At 27.7% G+C, this 17,035-nt stretch carries 12 protein-coding genes, 2 tRNA genes and 1 pseudogene; 1 reads left to right on the plus strand and 14 read right to left on the minus strand.

Annotation, left to right across the window (positions count from 1 at the left end):
* A pseudogene (locus ACO409_RS07910) lies at positions 1 to 209 on the plus strand (RNA-guided endonuclease TnpB family protein); the annotation flags it as partial.
* Between the two features lie 206 nt (positions 210 to 415).
* Here the strand turns inward: ACO409_RS07910 and ACO409_RS07915 are convergent.
* The 14 genes from ACO409_RS07915 to ACO409_RS07980 form a co-directional block, all read right to left on the minus strand.
* Positions 416 to 1,297 carry a hypothetical protein gene (locus tag ACO409_RS07915; RefSeq protein ID WP_485556243.1) on the minus strand — a complete coding sequence of 294 codons (882 nt, stop codon included), beginning with the start codon at positions 1,295 to 1,297 and terminating at the stop codon, positions 416 to 418.
* 12 nt (positions 1,298 to 1,309) lie between these two features.
* Positions 1,310 to 1,873: a hypothetical protein gene (locus tag ACO409_RS07920; protein WP_485556244.1), complete on the minus strand. Its 564-nt coding sequence runs from the start codon at positions 1,871 to 1,873 to the stop codon at positions 1,310 to 1,312.
* A gap of 411 nt (positions 1,874 to 2,284) precedes the next feature.
* Positions 2,285 to 3,250: an AEC family transporter gene (locus ACO409_RS07925; protein ID WP_485556245.1), complete on the minus strand. Its 966-nt coding sequence runs from the start codon at positions 3,248 to 3,250 to the stop codon at positions 2,285 to 2,287.
* 158 nt (positions 3,251 to 3,408) lie between these two features.
* Positions 3,409 to 5,514, minus strand: coding sequence for a glutamine synthetase III family protein (locus ACO409_RS07930; RefSeq protein WP_485556246.1), 2,106 nt, complete (start codon positions 5,512 to 5,514; stop codon positions 3,409 to 3,411).
* 211 nt (positions 5,515 to 5,725) lie between these two features.
* Positions 5,726 to 7,567 carry a hypothetical protein gene (locus ACO409_RS07935; protein ID WP_485556247.1) on the minus strand — a complete coding sequence of 614 codons (1,842 nt, stop codon included), beginning with the start codon at positions 7,565 to 7,567 and terminating at the stop codon, positions 5,726 to 5,728.
* A gap of 116 nt (positions 7,568 to 7,683) precedes the next feature.
* Positions 7,684 to 9,531, minus strand: a complete 1,848-nt coding sequence (locus ACO409_RS07940; RefSeq protein ID WP_485556248.1) for a hypothetical protein — start codon at positions 9,529 to 9,531, stop codon at positions 7,684 to 7,686.
* A 256-nt stretch (positions 9,532 to 9,787) separates the two neighbouring features.
* Positions 9,788 to 11,437: an Hsp70 family protein gene (locus ACO409_RS07945; RefSeq protein ID WP_485556249.1), complete on the minus strand. Its 1,650-nt coding sequence runs from the start codon at positions 11,435 to 11,437 to the stop codon at positions 9,788 to 9,790.
* 1 nt (position 11,438) lies between these two features.
* Positions 11,439 to 12,233 carry a nucleotide exchange factor GrpE gene (gene grpE, locus ACO409_RS07950; RefSeq protein WP_485556250.1) on the minus strand — a complete coding sequence of 265 codons (795 nt, stop codon included), beginning with the start codon at positions 12,231 to 12,233 and terminating at the stop codon, positions 11,439 to 11,441.
* 16 nt (positions 12,234 to 12,249) lie between these two features.
* On the minus strand, positions 12,250 to 12,870 hold the full coding sequence (locus ACO409_RS07955; protein ID WP_485556251.1) for a lysozyme inhibitor LprI family protein: 621 nt from the start codon (positions 12,868 to 12,870) through the stop codon (positions 12,250 to 12,252).
* A gap of 481 nt (positions 12,871 to 13,351) precedes the next feature.
* Complete coding sequence (locus ACO409_RS07960; protein WP_485556252.1) at positions 13,352 to 14,071, minus strand: amino acid ABC transporter ATP-binding protein; 720 nt, start codon at positions 14,069 to 14,071, stop codon at positions 13,352 to 13,354.
* On the minus strand, positions 14,068 to 15,600 hold the full coding sequence (locus ACO409_RS07965) for an ABC transporter substrate-binding protein/permease (RefSeq protein ID WP_485556253.1): 1,533 nt from the start codon (positions 15,598 to 15,600) through the stop codon (positions 14,068 to 14,070). The genes ACO409_RS07960 and ACO409_RS07965 overlap by 4 nt, the downstream gene beginning before the upstream one ends.
* A 454-nt stretch (positions 15,601 to 16,054) precedes the next feature.
* The gene (locus ACO409_RS07970; protein ID WP_485556254.1) at positions 16,055 to 16,240 is read right to left on the minus strand and encodes an excalibur calcium-binding domain-containing protein; all 186 of its coding nucleotides are present in this window, start codon (positions 16,238 to 16,240) and stop codon (positions 16,055 to 16,057) included.
* A 592-nt stretch (positions 16,241 to 16,832) separates the two neighbouring features.
* A tRNA-Arg gene (locus ACO409_RS07975) sits at positions 16,833 to 16,909 on the minus strand.
* 31 nt (positions 16,910 to 16,940) lie between these two features.
* Positions 16,941 to 17,034, minus strand: a tRNA-Ser gene (locus tag ACO409_RS07980).
* Position 17,035 lies beyond the last annotated feature (1 nt).

Below are 17,035 nucleotides of genomic sequence, written 5' to 3' on the forward strand. Positions count from 1 at the left end.
ATACTGCGAATAAATTTTATGAAGAAACTGGAAAAAATAAAATAATTACACCTGCTAGTTTGAAAAGTGAAAATAAATTTCTAAAAGAAGTGGACAGCTTGGCACTTTCAAATGCTCAATTGAATGTAAGGCGATCGTTTACGAATTTTTTTCAAAAGAGAGCAAAGTTTCCAAAGTTCAAATCTAAAAAGAAAAGTGTTAAAAGTTAATAGTTTTGATGTTAAACTCTATTTGAAAAGTAGAAATATCATCTCTTACTAAAAAAAGAAAAAACACAGTTAAATTAATAACTGTGAATTTAATTTTTTATCTTCCTAAACTAAACAAAATTCATGAATATTTAGAAAAAGCAGAAAAAATCAATTGATAAATATTTTGAAAAAAGAATCAAAAAAGATTTTTTAATATAACAATTTTACAAAGCTATTCTATATTTCACTATTCTATTTTCGTTTTCACATCCCATTACATAAATTTCATTTTCAATAACACAAATTTTCACAATTCTTTCTTTTAATATTTTTTCCTGTTTTAAAATATTAAATTTTACATCTGTAATTATCAATTCTCCATTTTCAAGTCCGATAAAATATTTTCCTTCAAATTCTTCAATATATGTTATTTTTTTATCAGAAATTTTTATTGAATTATAAAGCTCCCGATCCAAAATATTCCATATTTCAACCTCACCATCTTCTGTTCCTGCAAAATACTGAAGTCCAACTATTTTTGAGTATGTGTGATTATTTTCTGTTTTTAATTCAAGTATTTTTTTTAATCTGTTTTCAAAGATACTTATTATGTTTATTTGCTTATGATTTTCCCTAAATTTAATTATAACGTTTTCTCCACTTGTAAATATTTTATAATCTCCACTTTTTTTACATTTGGAAAGTTTTGTAGAAATTAGTTCTTTTGTATAGACATCATAAGAAAAAAGAATATTATCTCTTATATATACAATTCTTCCACTTGTTATAAAATTCATTACTTGGATTATATCTCCCATATCAAAGACTAATTCTACTATTTTTTTTTTATTCCCATCACATTTATATACTTTCCCGTTTGGAGTAGAAACAAAAAATATACTAGAAACAAATAATTGATTTTTTTCTTTTATATATTTTATAACTTCACAATTTTTTACTTTTCCGCCACTTTCTTTCTCAAATTTTTTCTTATTAAAATATATTAACTTTTCTCCTGTCGTTATAATTCGCTTATTTATAGGCTCAACTCCAAAATCATTTATTCTTGTCTTGTATCTTATATCTTCTTCTAAAATTAGTTCCATAAATCCCCTTAATTAATACACAATATCTTCTGTTGGAAGATATCCAGCATTTTTCAAAACTCGTTGCATATTTTCACTTGTTTTTGAAAAGATTTCGTTGTTATAATAAATTTTCCAATCTCCATCAGGCTTACTAGTGTCAAAAATATATTTAAACAGCATAAATATATCTTTTCTCTTAGCATCGTAAACATAAAGTCTAAAAGTATAATATCTAGGTTTATTTTTTTCGTATTTTTCTGGTATGTTATTAGGTAGCAATTTTAAGATGTCAGATTGAAAATCACCTAATATATTAAAAATATTTTCATAAGAAAGTTCTTTTCTTTCCTTAAAATTGTAAACTAATCCAATTTCCATATTACCTATTCCAACGTAATATGTCATATAATCATTTTCAACATCACAATAAATATTTCCATTTAATTGTGAATGACTTATAAGCTCAATTTCTTTAGATACATAAATATTTGGATTTTTAATCCACTTACACATATTTTTTTTCGTATCTGCATTTGTGCTTGAAAATGAAATTCCTGATACTAATAAAGCAAGTATTATTATTAATTTTTTCACTTCTCCTCCTAAAATCTGTAATTACTATACTAAAATTATTCTTAAATCAAACTCAAAGGTTATAATTATTTTATTCAAACTTATATTCTTTAGTAAGAGTTTACCATATTTTATTATTAATTTCAAGGTTAATAATACAGGCAGCACTACTATTTGAATAACAAAAATTATATTTTATTTATTTTTACAAGAGTTCTTAATCCTTTAACAATCTGCTATTTAAACGGAAAATATACTCAATTCTATTTAAAATTGGACTGTTAAAAAAATATTAAACTTTGGGGTTTGAATAAAATAGTCATAACTTTTGAGCTCAGTTCTAAATCAGATTTATTATAGTATAAGTTTAATTAATACTTTAATCACTAAAAAAGAAAATCAAATTAATGATTTTCTAAATTTTAAATTAAATTAAATATGAATTACATTAAGTATACTCATTAAAATTGGTACAACTAATATAAATAAAATAGTACTTGTAGTAACTACATTTGTAGAATATCCAATATCTCCATCAGTTTCATTTACTAAAATAGGCAATGCTGCAAACACAGGTGCTGCTGACTGAATTACAAAAGTTTTTACTTCCAAATCATTTAAATGCACATAATGTCCCGCAATTTTTAAAAGTAAAATCATAACAATTGAAGAAAATACAAATCTTCCAAGTAAAGCTAAATTTGTATCCAAATCAAATTTAATACTATGAAGACCCGCATCTGCCAACACAATCCCAATATATAGTAAAGCAAGTGGTGTTACAATACTTCCAAGATATTTAGTAGTTTCCACAATTGGAGTCATAACTTTTATTCCTGAAAGAAGCACAATAAAGGCAATAACAAAGGCAATAAGTGGTGGCGACAATAATTTTTTTAAATTAAATCCACCTTTTCCATCTTTGCTTCCTCCGCTAGCTGGGTCATTTGCCAAAAGCATATATCCCAAAGTCCATATTGACACTGTATTAGTAATGTAATACATTAAATAGTACTTTGAAGCTGCTTCTCCAAAAAGAGCCATATTCAGCGGAAGTCCAATAAATATTGTATTTGCATTAACTACGGCATTATAAAATACCCCACGTCTTCCATCTCGCATTTTGACTATTTTTATAACTACAAAAGCTGCAACATATCCAATAATCACTGAAGCAAATGTAAAAATCAAACGATTTGACACTTCCTTTAGAGCATCCATATTTAAATATTTTAAAACTGAATAAAATATTGAACAAGGCAAAGCCACATTTGTTATAAGTTTTGACACATTTTCACTAAATGTATGATGAAACCAGTGTCTTTTTTTCAAAATATAACCAATTGCAATCATAACAATGATGGGAAAAATACTTCCCAACGATTTTAAAAAAATCATTTTTCAATCCCTTCCTTTTATTTATTATTTTTTAAACTTAATTTGATAATTTTGTAAATATCATCTAACAAAAATCTAACTTTCTCAATACAGCCTTTAAATTTATAAATTAAACAAGGCAAGGACTTATAAAATCCCTGCTCTTTCCATAATTTAGTTTATAATTTAAACAATAAATCCGTATAAGTTGGAAAATCCCAATATTCCTTACTAATAATTTTTTCTAAATTATCACAAGGAACTCTCAATGCTTCCAGTCCTGCTACTAATTTTTCTTTTGCCAAGTCTGTCTGTACTGCAAGATTTTTTTCATTTTTAACTATGTTAATTTCTTTTTCAAGCGATTTTACTTCTTTTCTCAAAGTCATAATATTTAATAATAAATCTTTTAATATTTCTTCCTGTTCTTTAATAAGTGCTTTTCCATATTTTGAATTTTTTTCAATATGATCAGCTAATAAATCCGCATATTTTAATCCAGATGATAAAATATTTTTATTTACAATATCAATTAATGTTCTTGATTCGATACTAAGCTGTTTTACGTATCTTTCAGCATAGGCATTGTATCTTGCTTCTGATTCTTGTTCTGAAAGCATTCCTATTTCATTTACTAATTTTAGAATTTCTGGGTCAACCATTTTTCTAAGTGCTGTGTTTGCAGAAACTTCGTTTGTAAGCCCTCTTCTCTTGGCTTCTTTAACCCATTCTTCACTGTATCCGTTTCCATTAAAGATAATTCTGTGATGCTTTTTATAAGCATTTGCAATAATTTCATTTATTGCTTTTGGTAATGTCTTTTCTGTTGCCTTTTCCAATTTGTCAGCATATTCAGACAAAACTTTTCCAACTGCTGCATTAATTACTGCCGCTGTTGTTGCTGGAGTTGAGCTTGAACCTGGCATTCTAAATTCAAATTTGTTTCCAGTAAATGCAAATGGTGAAGTTCTGTTTCTATCTCCTGAATCCATACTAAATGTTGGAAGTACGTCAACTGACAAGTTTACTTCTGAAGCTTCTGACACAGGTGCATCTTTTTTGTTGGCAATATTATCTAAAATTGTTGTTAATTCTTCACCTAAGAAAATTGAAATAATTGCTGGAGGTGCTTCATGTCCTCCAAGTCTATGGTCGTTTGTTGCAGTTGCAGTCGCATATCTTAACATTGGATAGTATCTGTCAACAGCTTCAATTACTGCAGATGTAAAAATTAAAAATTCTGTATTTGTCTTAGGATCTTTTCCAGGACTGAATAAATTTTTTCCGTCATCTGTTCCAAGTGACCAGTTGTTATGTTTTCCTGAACCATTTACTCCGTCAAAAGGTTTTTCGTGAAGCAATGCGACTAATCCATGTTTTAATGCAGTTTTTTCAATTGTTTCCATTATAATCTGGTTCTGGTCTGAAGCCAGATTTGCTACTGAAAATAATGGAGCTACTTCAAATTGATTTGGTGCAACTTCATTATGTCTAGTTTTTGACGGAACTCCTAATTTCCACAATTCTACATCAACATCACTCATAAAGTTAATTACTTTATCTTTAATTTTTCCAAAATAATGATCATTTAATTCTTGACCTTTTGGTGCTGGAGCTCCAAACAGAGTTCTACCAGTAAGAAGTAAGTCATCTCTTTTTTCAAATAGCTCTTTTTTTACTAAAAAATATTCTTGTTCTACTCCAAGTGTATTAAATACATGTTTTGAGGTTGTATTCCCTAATGCTCTTAGAACTCTTAAAGACTGTTCACTTATATATTTCATTGTTCTTAACAAAGGAACTTTTTTATCTAGTGCTTCACCTGTAAATGAAATGAATGCAGTTGGAATATATAATGTAACTCCATTTTTATTTTCTCTTATAAATGGATATGAACTTGTGTCCCAAATAGTGTATCCTCTTGCTTCAAATGTGCTACGAAGTCCACCATTCGGAAATGATGAGGCGTCAGGTTCACCTTTTATCAGATTGCTTCCTGAAAATTTATAAATTAATTCTTCACTTTCAGTTGGTTCCAAAAATGAATCGTGTTTTTCAGCTGTTAAGTCTGTTAATGGCTGAAACCAGTGGCAGTAGTGAGTTGCTCCTCTTTTAGTTGCCCAGTCCTTTATAGCATTTGCAATAACTTCAGCAGTCTCTTTTGACAACTCCATCTCCCCAAGCTGCGATGCTTTAAACTCTTTGAAAACAGCCTTGGAAACTCTTTTTTTAAGATTACTGTCTCTAAAGACATTTTCTCCAAAGCTTTTCATAGCATTTTCCATAAATTTTCACCTCTTTCTTTTATGTATTTTTTATTTATGGCTCAGTTTTTTAACTCTCCACTTTTATGAACATAAGTTTATTATACAATGCTAGAAAATATAAGTCAAATAAAAATTTTTTTAGGTAAAGTAAAAAATACAATTTTTGAGTACTAATACAGCAATAAATCTCCAAATAAACTTGTATATACATTTATAAATTCTCTTATTCTTAATATTGATTACTATGACTATTATAATAATTATCTATTTCATCATTGTAAAATTGTTTTGCTTTATACTGCGAATTTGCATTATTCCAATGAGTTCCTTTATAATAACAACCTGCTTCATTTTCCATATCCTCATTTGCTATTGCTAAAATTACTACTTGTCTAATCTGTGCAATTTTCTGTAAATATTCTCGATAAGCATCATCAACTTCTGTATATGTAGCCTGTCTAAATGGAATATCTGTTCCAGGAACTATACCTTTGTCAACTTTTTCAATCTCATTAACTGCATTACAATATTCTGTTTTAATATTTTCATAAGCAGATGAATTATCACTCACACCTATCATTCCTTCTTCATATCCAAGATCTCTTCTTGAAAATGTTGATCCTTTTCCATCATCTTTTAAATAAGTATATCCATTTATTGTTTCATGATTAGGATCTACAGGTGGTACGGTATTTTCATTGTTTTCTGAAGCCAGACTCTTTTCTTTCGAGTAATTATCTCCACTTTGAGTTCTTTCTGATGAATAATTATTCTTAGAAAAATTTGGTAATAAATTTTTCATTGTTAAAAATATCATAACTGCCATTATTATAAAAAGTATTACTCCGATAACTATTAATATAGCATTAGTCCCGCTATTATTATTAGCAGCAGCATTTCCATTTGGATTATTGTAATTATTTCTATTTTGACTATTATTAGCATAATTATTATTAGAATTTGCTCCAGCTTTTTCATTCATTCTTTTTCTTATCATCTCTATCCGTGGATTTCCTGGCCAATAATACTTTGCCTCATCCAAACATTTTAATGCTTCGTTAAATCTAAAATTTTCTATAGCATTTAAAGCCCTTTCACATGCAGCTTCACTTAATCTTTTGGGCTCATTATTATCATTTCTATATGTATTTTGTGGTCTGTTTGTATTATTTGAGCTTTTTGAAATATTATAAGGTATTTTATTTGCTTCACAAAATCCTATAAATATATTTTTTGCTTCCCTTTCGCTATTCAATATATTTTTTATATTATTAAAATTGTCACTTTTATCATTTGAAATTTGTTTATCAGTAACTTCATAAATTGCTTTTATTTCTTCCAATTCTTTTTTTACTTTTATATATTTTAAATATTCCAGATATTTATCATATTCATTTCTTTTTCCACTATTTCCAAATATTTTTTCACATTCAGTAAACAATTTTTTCTTAGCTGAAGTTTCATTATCAGACTTAATCAAATCTTTTCTTTTTTCTTTAATCACCTCAATAATTTCTTCTTCATTCAAGTTTATCACATTTATATTTTCAGAGTTCAAAAATTCGTACAAATCCTTTTTATCCAATATTTTCAAATTTTGTCCAACTGTCAAAAATTCATATTTTCTATTAATACACTCACAATAGTTTTTGTATACTTTTTCATCATACAATTCTATTTTACCATTTTCTTCGATTCTTTTTTTTATCAAATCTTCTTTTCTCTTGGTCCTATTTGCTATCTCTTGTATTTTTTCTGATGTAATTATACTTCCTTCAAAAAATTTTAAAAATTTATCTATCGGTTCAAATAACTTATTTTGTGCATCTAGTATTAATTCTCTTCTTTTTATGCCGTCGAACATATCTCTTTCTATTATGCCATGTTTTAGAAGTTCACCATAATTTTTATATTTTGTACCATTTAAAGGATCTGTTTCTTTTCTTAGCCATTCCCTTCTTTTTTCCTCTATTCTAGCTTTTATTTTCTCTTGATTTTCTTCAGCAGCTGGATAATACTCCAGTCCAAGTATTTCATACCAGTTATATTCAATTTTATTTCCATCTGACATCTCTTTTTCTCCTTTAATTCATTACTAAATATTTATCTAAAATATTTTTTCTAATTAAAGTATACTCAAATTTCTTTAAATACTATCTATTCAAATAAAATTACGAACACTTTTATTTAATATTGATTCCCATAGTTATTATAATAATCAACTATTTCATCTCTTTCAAATTGTTTTGTTTTGTACTTGGAATTTGCCGTATTCCAACGAGTTCCTTTATAAAAGCATCCAGATTCTGGCTCTATTACACTGTCATTCCCATTATTTAACAAGAAAACGACTTGTCTCATTTGTGCTATTTTCTGTAAGTATTCCTTATATGCATCGTCAATTTCTGTATATGTAGCCTGTCTAAATGGAATATCTGTTCCAGGAACTATACCTTTGTCAACTTTTTCAATCTCATTAACTGCATTACAATATTCTGTTTTAATATTTTCATAAGCAGATGAATTATCACTCACACCTATCATTCCTTCTTCATATCCAAGATCTCTTCTTGAAAATGTTGATCCTTTTCCATCATCTTTTAAATAAGTATATCCATTTATTGTTTCATGATTAGGATCTACAGGTGGTACGGTATTTTCATTGTTTTCTGAAGCCAGACTCTTTTCTTTCGAGTAATTATCTCCACTTTGAGTTCTTTCTGATGAATAATTATTCTTAGAAAAATTTGGTAATAAATTTTTCATTGTTAAAAATATCATAACTGCCATTATTATAAAAAGTATTACTCCGATAACTATTAATATAGCATTAGTCCCGCTATTATTATTAGCAGCAGCATTTCCATTTGGATTATTGTAATTATTTCTATTTTGACTATTATTAGCATAATTATTATTAGAATTTGCTCCAGCTTTTTCATTCATTCTTTTTCTTATCATCTCTATCCGTGGATTTCCTGGCCAATAATACTTTGCCTCATCCAAACATTTTAATGCTTCGTTAAATCTAAAATTTTCTATAGCATTTAAAGCCCTTTCACATGCAGCTTCACTTAATCTTTTGGGCTCATTATTATCATTTCTATATGTATTTTGTGGTCTGTTTGTATTATTTGAGCTTTTTGAAATATTATAAGGTATTTTATTTGCTTCACAAAATCCTATAAATATATTTTTTGCTTCCCTTTCGCTATTCAATATATTTTTTATATTATTAAAATTGTCACTTTTATCATTTGAAATTTGTTTATCAGTAACTTCATAAATTGCTTTTATTTCTTCCAATTCTTTTTTTACATTTATGTATTTTAAATATTTCAAATATTCATTATATTCATTCCTCTTTCCATTATTTCCAAATATCTTTTCACATTCAGTAAATAATTTTTTCTTAGCTGAAGTTTCATTATCAGACTTAATCAAATCTTTTCTTCTTTCTCTAATTGCTCCAACAATTCCCTCTACGCTCAATCTTTCCACATCTATATTTTCAGAATCAAGAAATTCATATAAATCATTTTTGTTCAATATTTTCAGATTTTGCTCAACTGTCAGAAATTCATATTTTCTATTAATATACTCACAATAGTTTTTGTATACTTTTTCATCATACAATTCTATTTTACCATTTTCTTCAATTCTTTTTTTTATCAATCCTTCTTCTCTTTTAGTCTTGCTAGCTATTTCTTTTATTTTTTTCGATGTAATTATACTTCCTTCAAAATACTTCAAAAATTTATCTATTGGCTCAAATAACTTATTTTGTGCATCTAGTATTAATTCTCTTCTTTTTATGCTGTCGAACATATCTCTTTCTATTACGCCATGTTTTAGAAGTTCACCATAATTTTTATATTTTGTCCCATTTAACGGATCGGTTTCTTTTCTTAGCCATTCTTTTCTTTTTTCCTCTATTTTATCTCTTATTCTAAGTTCATTTTCTTCTGCTACTGGATAATATTCCAATCCAAGTATTTCATACCAGTTATATTCAATTCTATTTCTATCTGCCATTTCTTTTCTCCCATGATTTCTTGAAAATATTTTTCCCAATTAAAATATACTCAAACTTCTCTAAATTACATTTATAATTTTTCAAAAAATATAAAACAGAATTAATAAAAGAAATTTGAGTAATTTTAATTACGTTTAGTTGTAACTTATAAATTTAACTTATTCAAAAACTACTTCTATTTTCAAAAACAAAAGACCCTTTACCAAATTTTTTAAAATTATAAAATTATTGAATAAGCCATTAATTAACTGGAACTTATAGAACTACTATTCCTTGTGAACGTCGTTTTATTTTTTCTAATTCTTCTTCTGACATTACACCTTTTGTTTCCATTCTTACATTTACTTCTCTATTTCCAGTTTTATCTACTCCTTTAACATCCAGGATTCCTTCTTTATTCAATTTCAATGTAACTTCAATTGGTGCCCCTTGTGAAAGTCCCGCAGGAAGTTCCAATATTGCTTCCCCAATTTTTAAATCATCATCAACATTAAAATATTCATCCATATAATCATTTTCATAAATCTCTATATTTGCTGTACTCTGATTATTGACATTAGTTCCAAAAATTTGAGAAACAGTTACAAATCCATTATTCATAGGTTCATTTTTTACTATCATATTGTAACATTTTTCTTCATTGTTATGAATTATCTTTATTGCAAAACTTTTCGTTGTAGCTATTACAATTTGTCTAGCAGCTCCACCAATACTCATCATTTCAGGCGATACTGACAAATCTTCCTTATAATCACTTGCACTTAATTCCTTTTCATCTCCATTAACTGATACTTTCACTTCCTCATCAGAATTAAAATCATGACCTGCAAGACTCTTTTGATTATTTACGTAAACATTTACAGCATGAATAGCGGCTCCTTTGGCAACAGCTTCATCTGGCTCAAGAATTTTTATTTCAGATTCTTTGAAGTTTTCTGTCAACATGCTTTTTACTTGCGGCATTCTTGTAGAACCACCAACTAAAAGTATTTCATCAATTTTTTGGTATCCTTTATTTTTAGCCACCTCAATAGCTTCCTTCGTCTTATTTAAAGTTTCATAAAGCAATGTAGAAGTTATTTCATCAAATTTTTCTCTTGTTACAGAAATTTTTGATCTTTTCCCATTTACTTCCAGCATATCACTAGCTTGATTTTTTGAAGTCAGCTGTTTTTTCATCTTTTCAGCCTTTAATCTCAAATCTTGTATTGCATATTCATCAAATTCAACTTCAGCTCCAACATTTTCTGTAAATTGATTAGCTAAATATCTTATTAAAACTTCATCCCAGTTTCTTCCACCTAAATCATGATCTCCATCTGAGCAAATAACTTCAATTTTATCAGAACTTATTCTCATAATTGTAACATCAAATGTTCCTCCACCAAGGTCATATATCAAAATTGTCTTTTCATTTTGCTCCTTTGCACATCCGTAATATAATGCTGCTGCTGTAGGTTCACTTATAATTTCCAACACATTTAATCCTGCTATTATTCCTGCATTTTTGGTTGCTGTTCGTTCTGCTGTACCAAAATAGGCTGGACAAGTTATTACGACATCTTTAACTTCCACTCCTAGCTGTTCTGAAGCATCTTTTGCTAATTTTCTTAAAATATATGATGATATTTCTTCTGGAGTCTTATCTTCATAATTATATCTAATTGCAAAATCTGTTTTCCCCATTAATGTTTTTACTAACATAGAAGTTGTGTCTGGATTCAAAACTGCTTCAGCCTTTGCATCATTTCCAACAATTACATTATCTCCTTCAAATGCAACTACAGATGGTGTAATATTCTCACCTTCATTGTTTTTGATTACTTCCGCTCTTGCAGTATCATCAACACGTGCTATACATGAATATGTCGTTCCCAAATCAATTCCAAATACATATTTTGACATTTTATTCTCCCTTCAAATCTTCTTTTGGTTTTTTATAAATATTTACTTCTACTTTTTCTGGTGAAATAATCTTATCTTTATATTTATATCCGCTACTTAAAATATTTTCTATTTTTCCATGCAACTGTTCATAAGGTGTCTCTATTTTTTTTATTATTTTTTGTTTTTTTACATCTACATAACTATCATTTTCTATATCTGTTTCATAAATTTCTATATCATTATTTTCTAGGATAATTTCCATTTCTTCTATATAACTTTGAAACATTTCTGATTTTTCTTCTTCTGACATTCCACTAAAACTTTTCAAATTTTTTTTCATACTCTCTCTTATATTTATCAAGCTCATTACAATTGGTTTTATAAGCTGAAAAAACATATCATTCTTATACTCCTGAAGTTCTTTATAAAGTTTATCAGTAGTCTTTTTTTCAAATTCAATACTTTGAATTTTTTTCAAAAATAAATCATTTAACATTTCAATTTTTCCATTAACATCTTCTATATTTTCCAAAATTTTTTCTAATTTATTTTTATCACTTCTACTATCATCATTCTTATTTATTTCCTCTTGTTCAGGAATTTCTGATTCTAATTCTTCTTTATATTCTTCCTTTTCATTTTCTTCATCCATAGGTTTATCCATTTTTTCATCTCTTATTTCTTCCACCTGTTCAGGTTTATTTTCCTGTTTGGTTTCTTCTTCTGGCATTCCAGTTTTTTCAAATTCATCCTCTTCTACAAACTCATTATTAGATTTAGCTTTTTCGTCTGACTTCCAGTTAAAAATTTTCATTTCTCTATCAACTCCACTAATTCAATTTATCATATTTTTCTGCCAATTCTATTGCTCTTGCTTTTATTGTATCGATTTCTCCATTCTCAATTTCTATATTTGCAGAACAATCATCTGATGCTTCACTTCTTATTCTATCCATTGTTCTTTGACGATCCTTTATCCAAGCTATTTCCTCATCTTTAAGAGATTTCTTTTGTGAATCTGGATAGCTTGACATTAGCAGTTTATATATTTGATTTAATTCATTATCCCATTTGTTATGTAAAGATACACGATAACTTACATATTCATCACAAGAAGAAGTATTATCAAGTGTATAGCTATTTAATTCATTTTCAACTGATGCCATTCTATTTATCATTGCATTTTCATACAATGTTTTTGGTTTATTTTGAGTATTGCTACTGTATGTTTTTCCCTCTTGATTATTGTTGACTTCTGGCTTTACAGATTTTATTGAAATCATATTAGAGTCCTGCTCTATATTGGGCTTTTCCCCATTTTCCTTTTCCATCTTTTGTATTTTACTTTGAACAGTAAAAATATAAAATCCTATGCTAAAAGCTGTCCCTATTATTAAAATAATTATAATTGTTATAAGAACAGTTCTTAATTTATTATTATTTTGATCCATTATTAAATTCCCTTCATAATTAGTGTTTTTTATAAAAAAATTATATTAACATATTATCTAACATTTATTATTCTTTAAAAAAACTTAGTATTATTGTAACTAAACTTTTTATGATTTTTGTTTTGAATTTACCAATAATTAACTTTGTTAATTTTATTTTTTATAAAAAAATTAATAATAATATTGATTTAAAATAACAAAAATTATATTCTAATTATTTTATAAAAATATAAAATTATATAAAAAAGAAAACTATGTTTGAGATTTGAATAATTCTTTACCAAAAGAAGACTCAGTAATTTTTTTATTAATATAAGAAACAATATTAGACTTGTTTTGAAACTATTATGTATTTGGAATTTGATAAAACAAATATTCTAAAATTTACATAGTTATCTATTTTTATACTAACCCCAATTTGAATAACGAATATATTATAAATATTTTTAACCTAATATTTACTTTTAAATGGGGAATAATATTACAATACCTTCAAAAAATTCTTAGTTCTCTCATTTTTTGGATTCAAAAACACTTCTTCAGGTTTTCCCTGCTCCACAATTTCACCATCAGCCATAAAAATGACTCTGTCACAAACTTCCCTTGCAAAACCCATTTCATGCGTTACGACAATCATTGTCATTCCTTCTTTAGCCAAATCCTTCATAACTTTCAAAACTTCTCCAACCATCTCAGGGTCTAATGCACTTGTTGGCTCATCAAACAATAACGCCTCTGGTTTCATAGCGAGAGCTCTTGCAATTGCCACTCTTTGCTTTTGCCCACCAGATAAACTTGATGGATAAACATCAGCTTTATCTAAAAGTCCAACTTTTTCAAGCAGTTCTTTTCCAAATTTTTCAGCTTCTGACTTTCTCATTTTTTTTAGTGTTACTGGAGCTAAAGTTATGTTTTGCAAAACTGTTAAATGTGGAAATAAATTAAAATTTTGAAAAACCATTCCAACTTTTTCACGAAATTTGTCAATGTTCAAATTTTTATCCGCAAGGTCAAATTCATCCACGCAAATATGTCCGCCAGATAATTCTTCAAGCCCATTTATACATCTTAAAAATGTACTTTTCCCCGAACCTGACGGTCCAATCACACTTATCGCTTCCCCTTTTTCTACATAAAGGCTTATATCTTTTAAAACAACATTATCTCCATACTTTTTTTTCAAATTTTCTACTTTAATCATACTTTTAACTTATCCTCCACTTTCTTGAACAATTTAGACAATAATTTAATTACTATATAGTAAATTGCCGCAACTATAAGCATCGTTTCAAATGTTTTAAAATTAGTTTTATAAGCAACTTGCCCTTCTTTCATCAAATCTGCCACTCCAATTACAACTAATAAGGAAGTATCTTTTAATGAACTTATAAACTGATTTAAAATGGCAGGAATCATATTTTTAATAGCCTGTGGCAAAATTACTTTGGTCATCGACTTGTTAAAAGAAAGCCCCAAACTTCTAGCCGCTTCCATTTGTCCTTTGTCAATCGCCTGTATTCCGCCTCTAAAAATTTCAGCTAAAAATGCTCCAGCATTTAATGCAATTATAATTATTCCAGAAACTTCAGGAGACAGCATTCCTGGCTCACTGCTCAAATGAAATATCAATTTTAAAAGTTTTGGAAGTAATGGCACAACTCCAAAATAAAAGAATATTGTCTGAACCATAAGTGGCGTTCCTCTTATTAAATCAATATATTCTTTTCCTAAAAATTGCGAAACTTTTATCATTTTAGAATGAAAACCTTTTTTATCTGTCGGCACAAAATTTAAATATCCTATCCCTAAACCAATCAATGTTGCAAAAAACAATGAAACAACTGTGATATAAATAGTAACTGCAAGTCCTCTTAAAAACTTTAGTCCGTAACCAGTCAAAATTCCCCTGTAAGAATCAATAACTCCAGCAATTCCGCCTTTTTCAGCAGTTTTACCACCTTTAGTGTATCTATCCACAATTTTTTGATATTCGCCATTTTTTCTTAAAGTCTTCAAACCTTTGTTAAATTCTTCCAGCAACTCTTTGTGAGTCCCTTTCTTTACCATAAATCCGTTTCCAACATTTGTCAACTTCCCAGTTCCAACTTTTAGCTGCGTATCTGGATCTTGATTTAAAGTATACAAAACTACTGGCAAATCTTCAAATCCCGCGTCAGCCTGTTTATTTTCAACCGCCTTTAACATTGAAACTGTATCATCATAAATTCTTACTTCAGATTTCCCTTTCAAATTTTCTTGAACATATCTTTCTCCTGCAGTTCCACTTTTAACCGCAAGTCTTTTTCCAACCAAATCTTTTCCAGTTTTTATTGTGTTATTATCTTTATGAACTATCGCAACAATTCCTGTATCGTAATATGGATCAGAAAAATCTACAACTTTTTTTCTTTCCTCTGTAATATTCGCTCCCGCAATCGCACCATCAATTTGTCCAGATTCCATCGCAGGAATAATTCCACCAAAATCCATCGGATGAATTTCCACTTCAAATCCTTGAGTTTTCGCCACCGCCTTCATCAAATCCACATCAATTCCCTTATCCACATTATTCTCCTTAAAAGAAAACGGCGGATAAATCAAATCTACTGCAATAATATATTTTTTACCTGTTTTTGTATTTAAATTTTTCGCATCTTTTTTCCCACAAGCTATAAAAAATATTAAAATTGTAAATACTAGCGACACTAAAACTAATGTCCTTTTTTTCATTTTTCCTCCTAAATCTCAAATTAAAATTTCTTCTAAAAATAATCAAAACTTTTTCAATGCGTAAATTTTACTACAAAAAAAATATATTGTCAAAGAAAATAAAATTATAGAAATAGTAAAAAAAGGGGCCGTTTCACAAAATAAATAAAATTCCTAAATCATAAATCTATATTTATAGAGTCAATAAAAATAATATCTATTGATTTTTAAAATATATAATATTTATGTTAGTAAAATTATTTTTGAATTATGAGACAGCCTCCTATTCTTGATTTTTATAATATAAAAAATTTCTATTCAACAATTAGAGGATTATTTTTGCTCAGATATTCCATTCATACTATCCGCTAATTTTGAAAACCCCAAAGTAAGTATTTCAAATAAATCTTTATTTTGATCATCGACTTTCCATTTTTTTCCATCTTTTTTCATTATCACATTTATATTTTATAAATTATTTGCTTTCACAGGCAACTCCATCTCTATCCCTGTCTAAATGTCTTGCATATCCAGGTTCACCCTTTTTGATGTTTTTATACCCTTTCGATCTAGCTTCCTTACAATTTTTGAAATGCAATGTTTCAGCAAATGTATTAGCACTAACAAATGCTAACGTCAAAATTATAAATAATTTTTTCATTTTGATTCCTCCATCTTTTTATTTTTTGAAACCAAAATTAACCCTCTTTAAATTTATTATGTACTTAGTATTCTTGTATATCTTATGCTATCATTTCTTTAATCTAGTTTTAGTTTTCTTTTTGTGTCCAATTTGAAGAAATGTTTCACATTATTATTTTACCATATTTTTTTGCATTTTCTAGAAAAAATTTTAAAAAATACTTTTTAGTAATCAGAAATAAGTTACGATGTATTTGTAAATAAGAAAAATAAATATCTTTAATTTAAAAAAAATATGTAACTAAATTTTAGATATAAAAATTACTTAAAATTACAAAAAATATAGTAGAAAATGACAAAAATGGAGATAATACTATTCCCCATTAAAACAATAGATTTATTATAAATTCTATTTAACATGAGGTCTTGATCCTTTGCCATAAAAAAATAAATAAAATATAATTTCTATTTTTTAAATGGGATTTAATATAAATTAATAGAAATGCTTGAAAAATAAAAAAATGAAGAGATTTAAAAACACCCCCAAAATATCTTCAAAGGTATTTTTAAATCTCTTCAAACTATGTAAATACTGTATTATTTTTATAAAATGGCGCACCTGACAGGAGTTGAACCCATAACCTTCTGATCCGTAGTCAGACGCTCTATCCAATTGAGCTACAGATGCATATTTACTCATTTTCTTTATTAAAAAAAAATGGCGGAGAAGGAGGGATTTGAACCCTCGATCCAAGTTTTAGCCCGGATACTCCCTTAGCAGGGGAGCGCATTCGGCCTCTCTGCCACTTCTCCA

Source organism: Leptotrichia sp. (assembly GCF_057270615.1).

Bases quoted from the DNA above. Each gene is read 5' to 3' on its own strand.
- ACO409_RS07960 (WP_485556252.1), bottom strand. From the start codon at position 14,071: ATGATTAAAGTAGAAAATTTGAAAAAAAAGTATGGAGATAATGTTGTT.
- ACO409_RS07945 (WP_485556249.1), bottom strand. From the start codon at position 11,437: ATGTCAAAATATGTATTTGGAATTGATTTGGGAACGACATATTCATGT.
- ACO409_RS07965 (WP_485556253.1), bottom strand. From the start codon at position 15,600: ATGAAAAAAAGGACATTAGTTTTAGTGTCGCTAGTATTTACAATTTTA.
- ACO409_RS07955 (WP_485556251.1), bottom strand. From the start codon at position 12,870: ATGGATCAAAATAATAATAAATTAAGAACTGTTCTTATAACAATTATA.
- ACO409_RS07930 (WP_485556246.1), bottom strand. From the start codon at position 5,514: ATGGAAAATGCTATGAAAAGCTTTGGAGAAAATGTCTTTAGAGACAGT.
- ACO409_RS07915 (WP_485556243.1), bottom strand. From the start codon at position 1,297: ATGGAACTAATTTTAGAAGAAGATATAAGATACAAGACAAGAATAAAT.
- ACO409_RS07970 (WP_485556254.1), bottom strand. From the start codon at position 16,240: ATGAAAAAATTATTTATAATTTTGACGTTAGCATTTGTTAGTGCTAAT.
- ACO409_RS07940 (WP_485556248.1), bottom strand. From the start codon at position 9,531: ATGGCAGATAGAAATAGAATTGAATATAACTGGTATGAAATACTTGGA.
- ACO409_RS07935 (WP_485556247.1), bottom strand. From the start codon at position 7,567: ATGTCAGATGGAAATAAAATTGAATATAACTGGTATGAAATACTTGGA.
- grpE (WP_485556250.1), bottom strand. From the start codon at position 12,233: ATGAAAATTTTTAACTGGAAGTCAGACGAAAAAGCTAAATCTAATAAT.
- ACO409_RS07925 (WP_485556245.1), bottom strand. From the start codon at position 3,250: ATGATTTTTTTAAAATCGTTGGGAAGTATTTTTCCCATCATTGTTATG.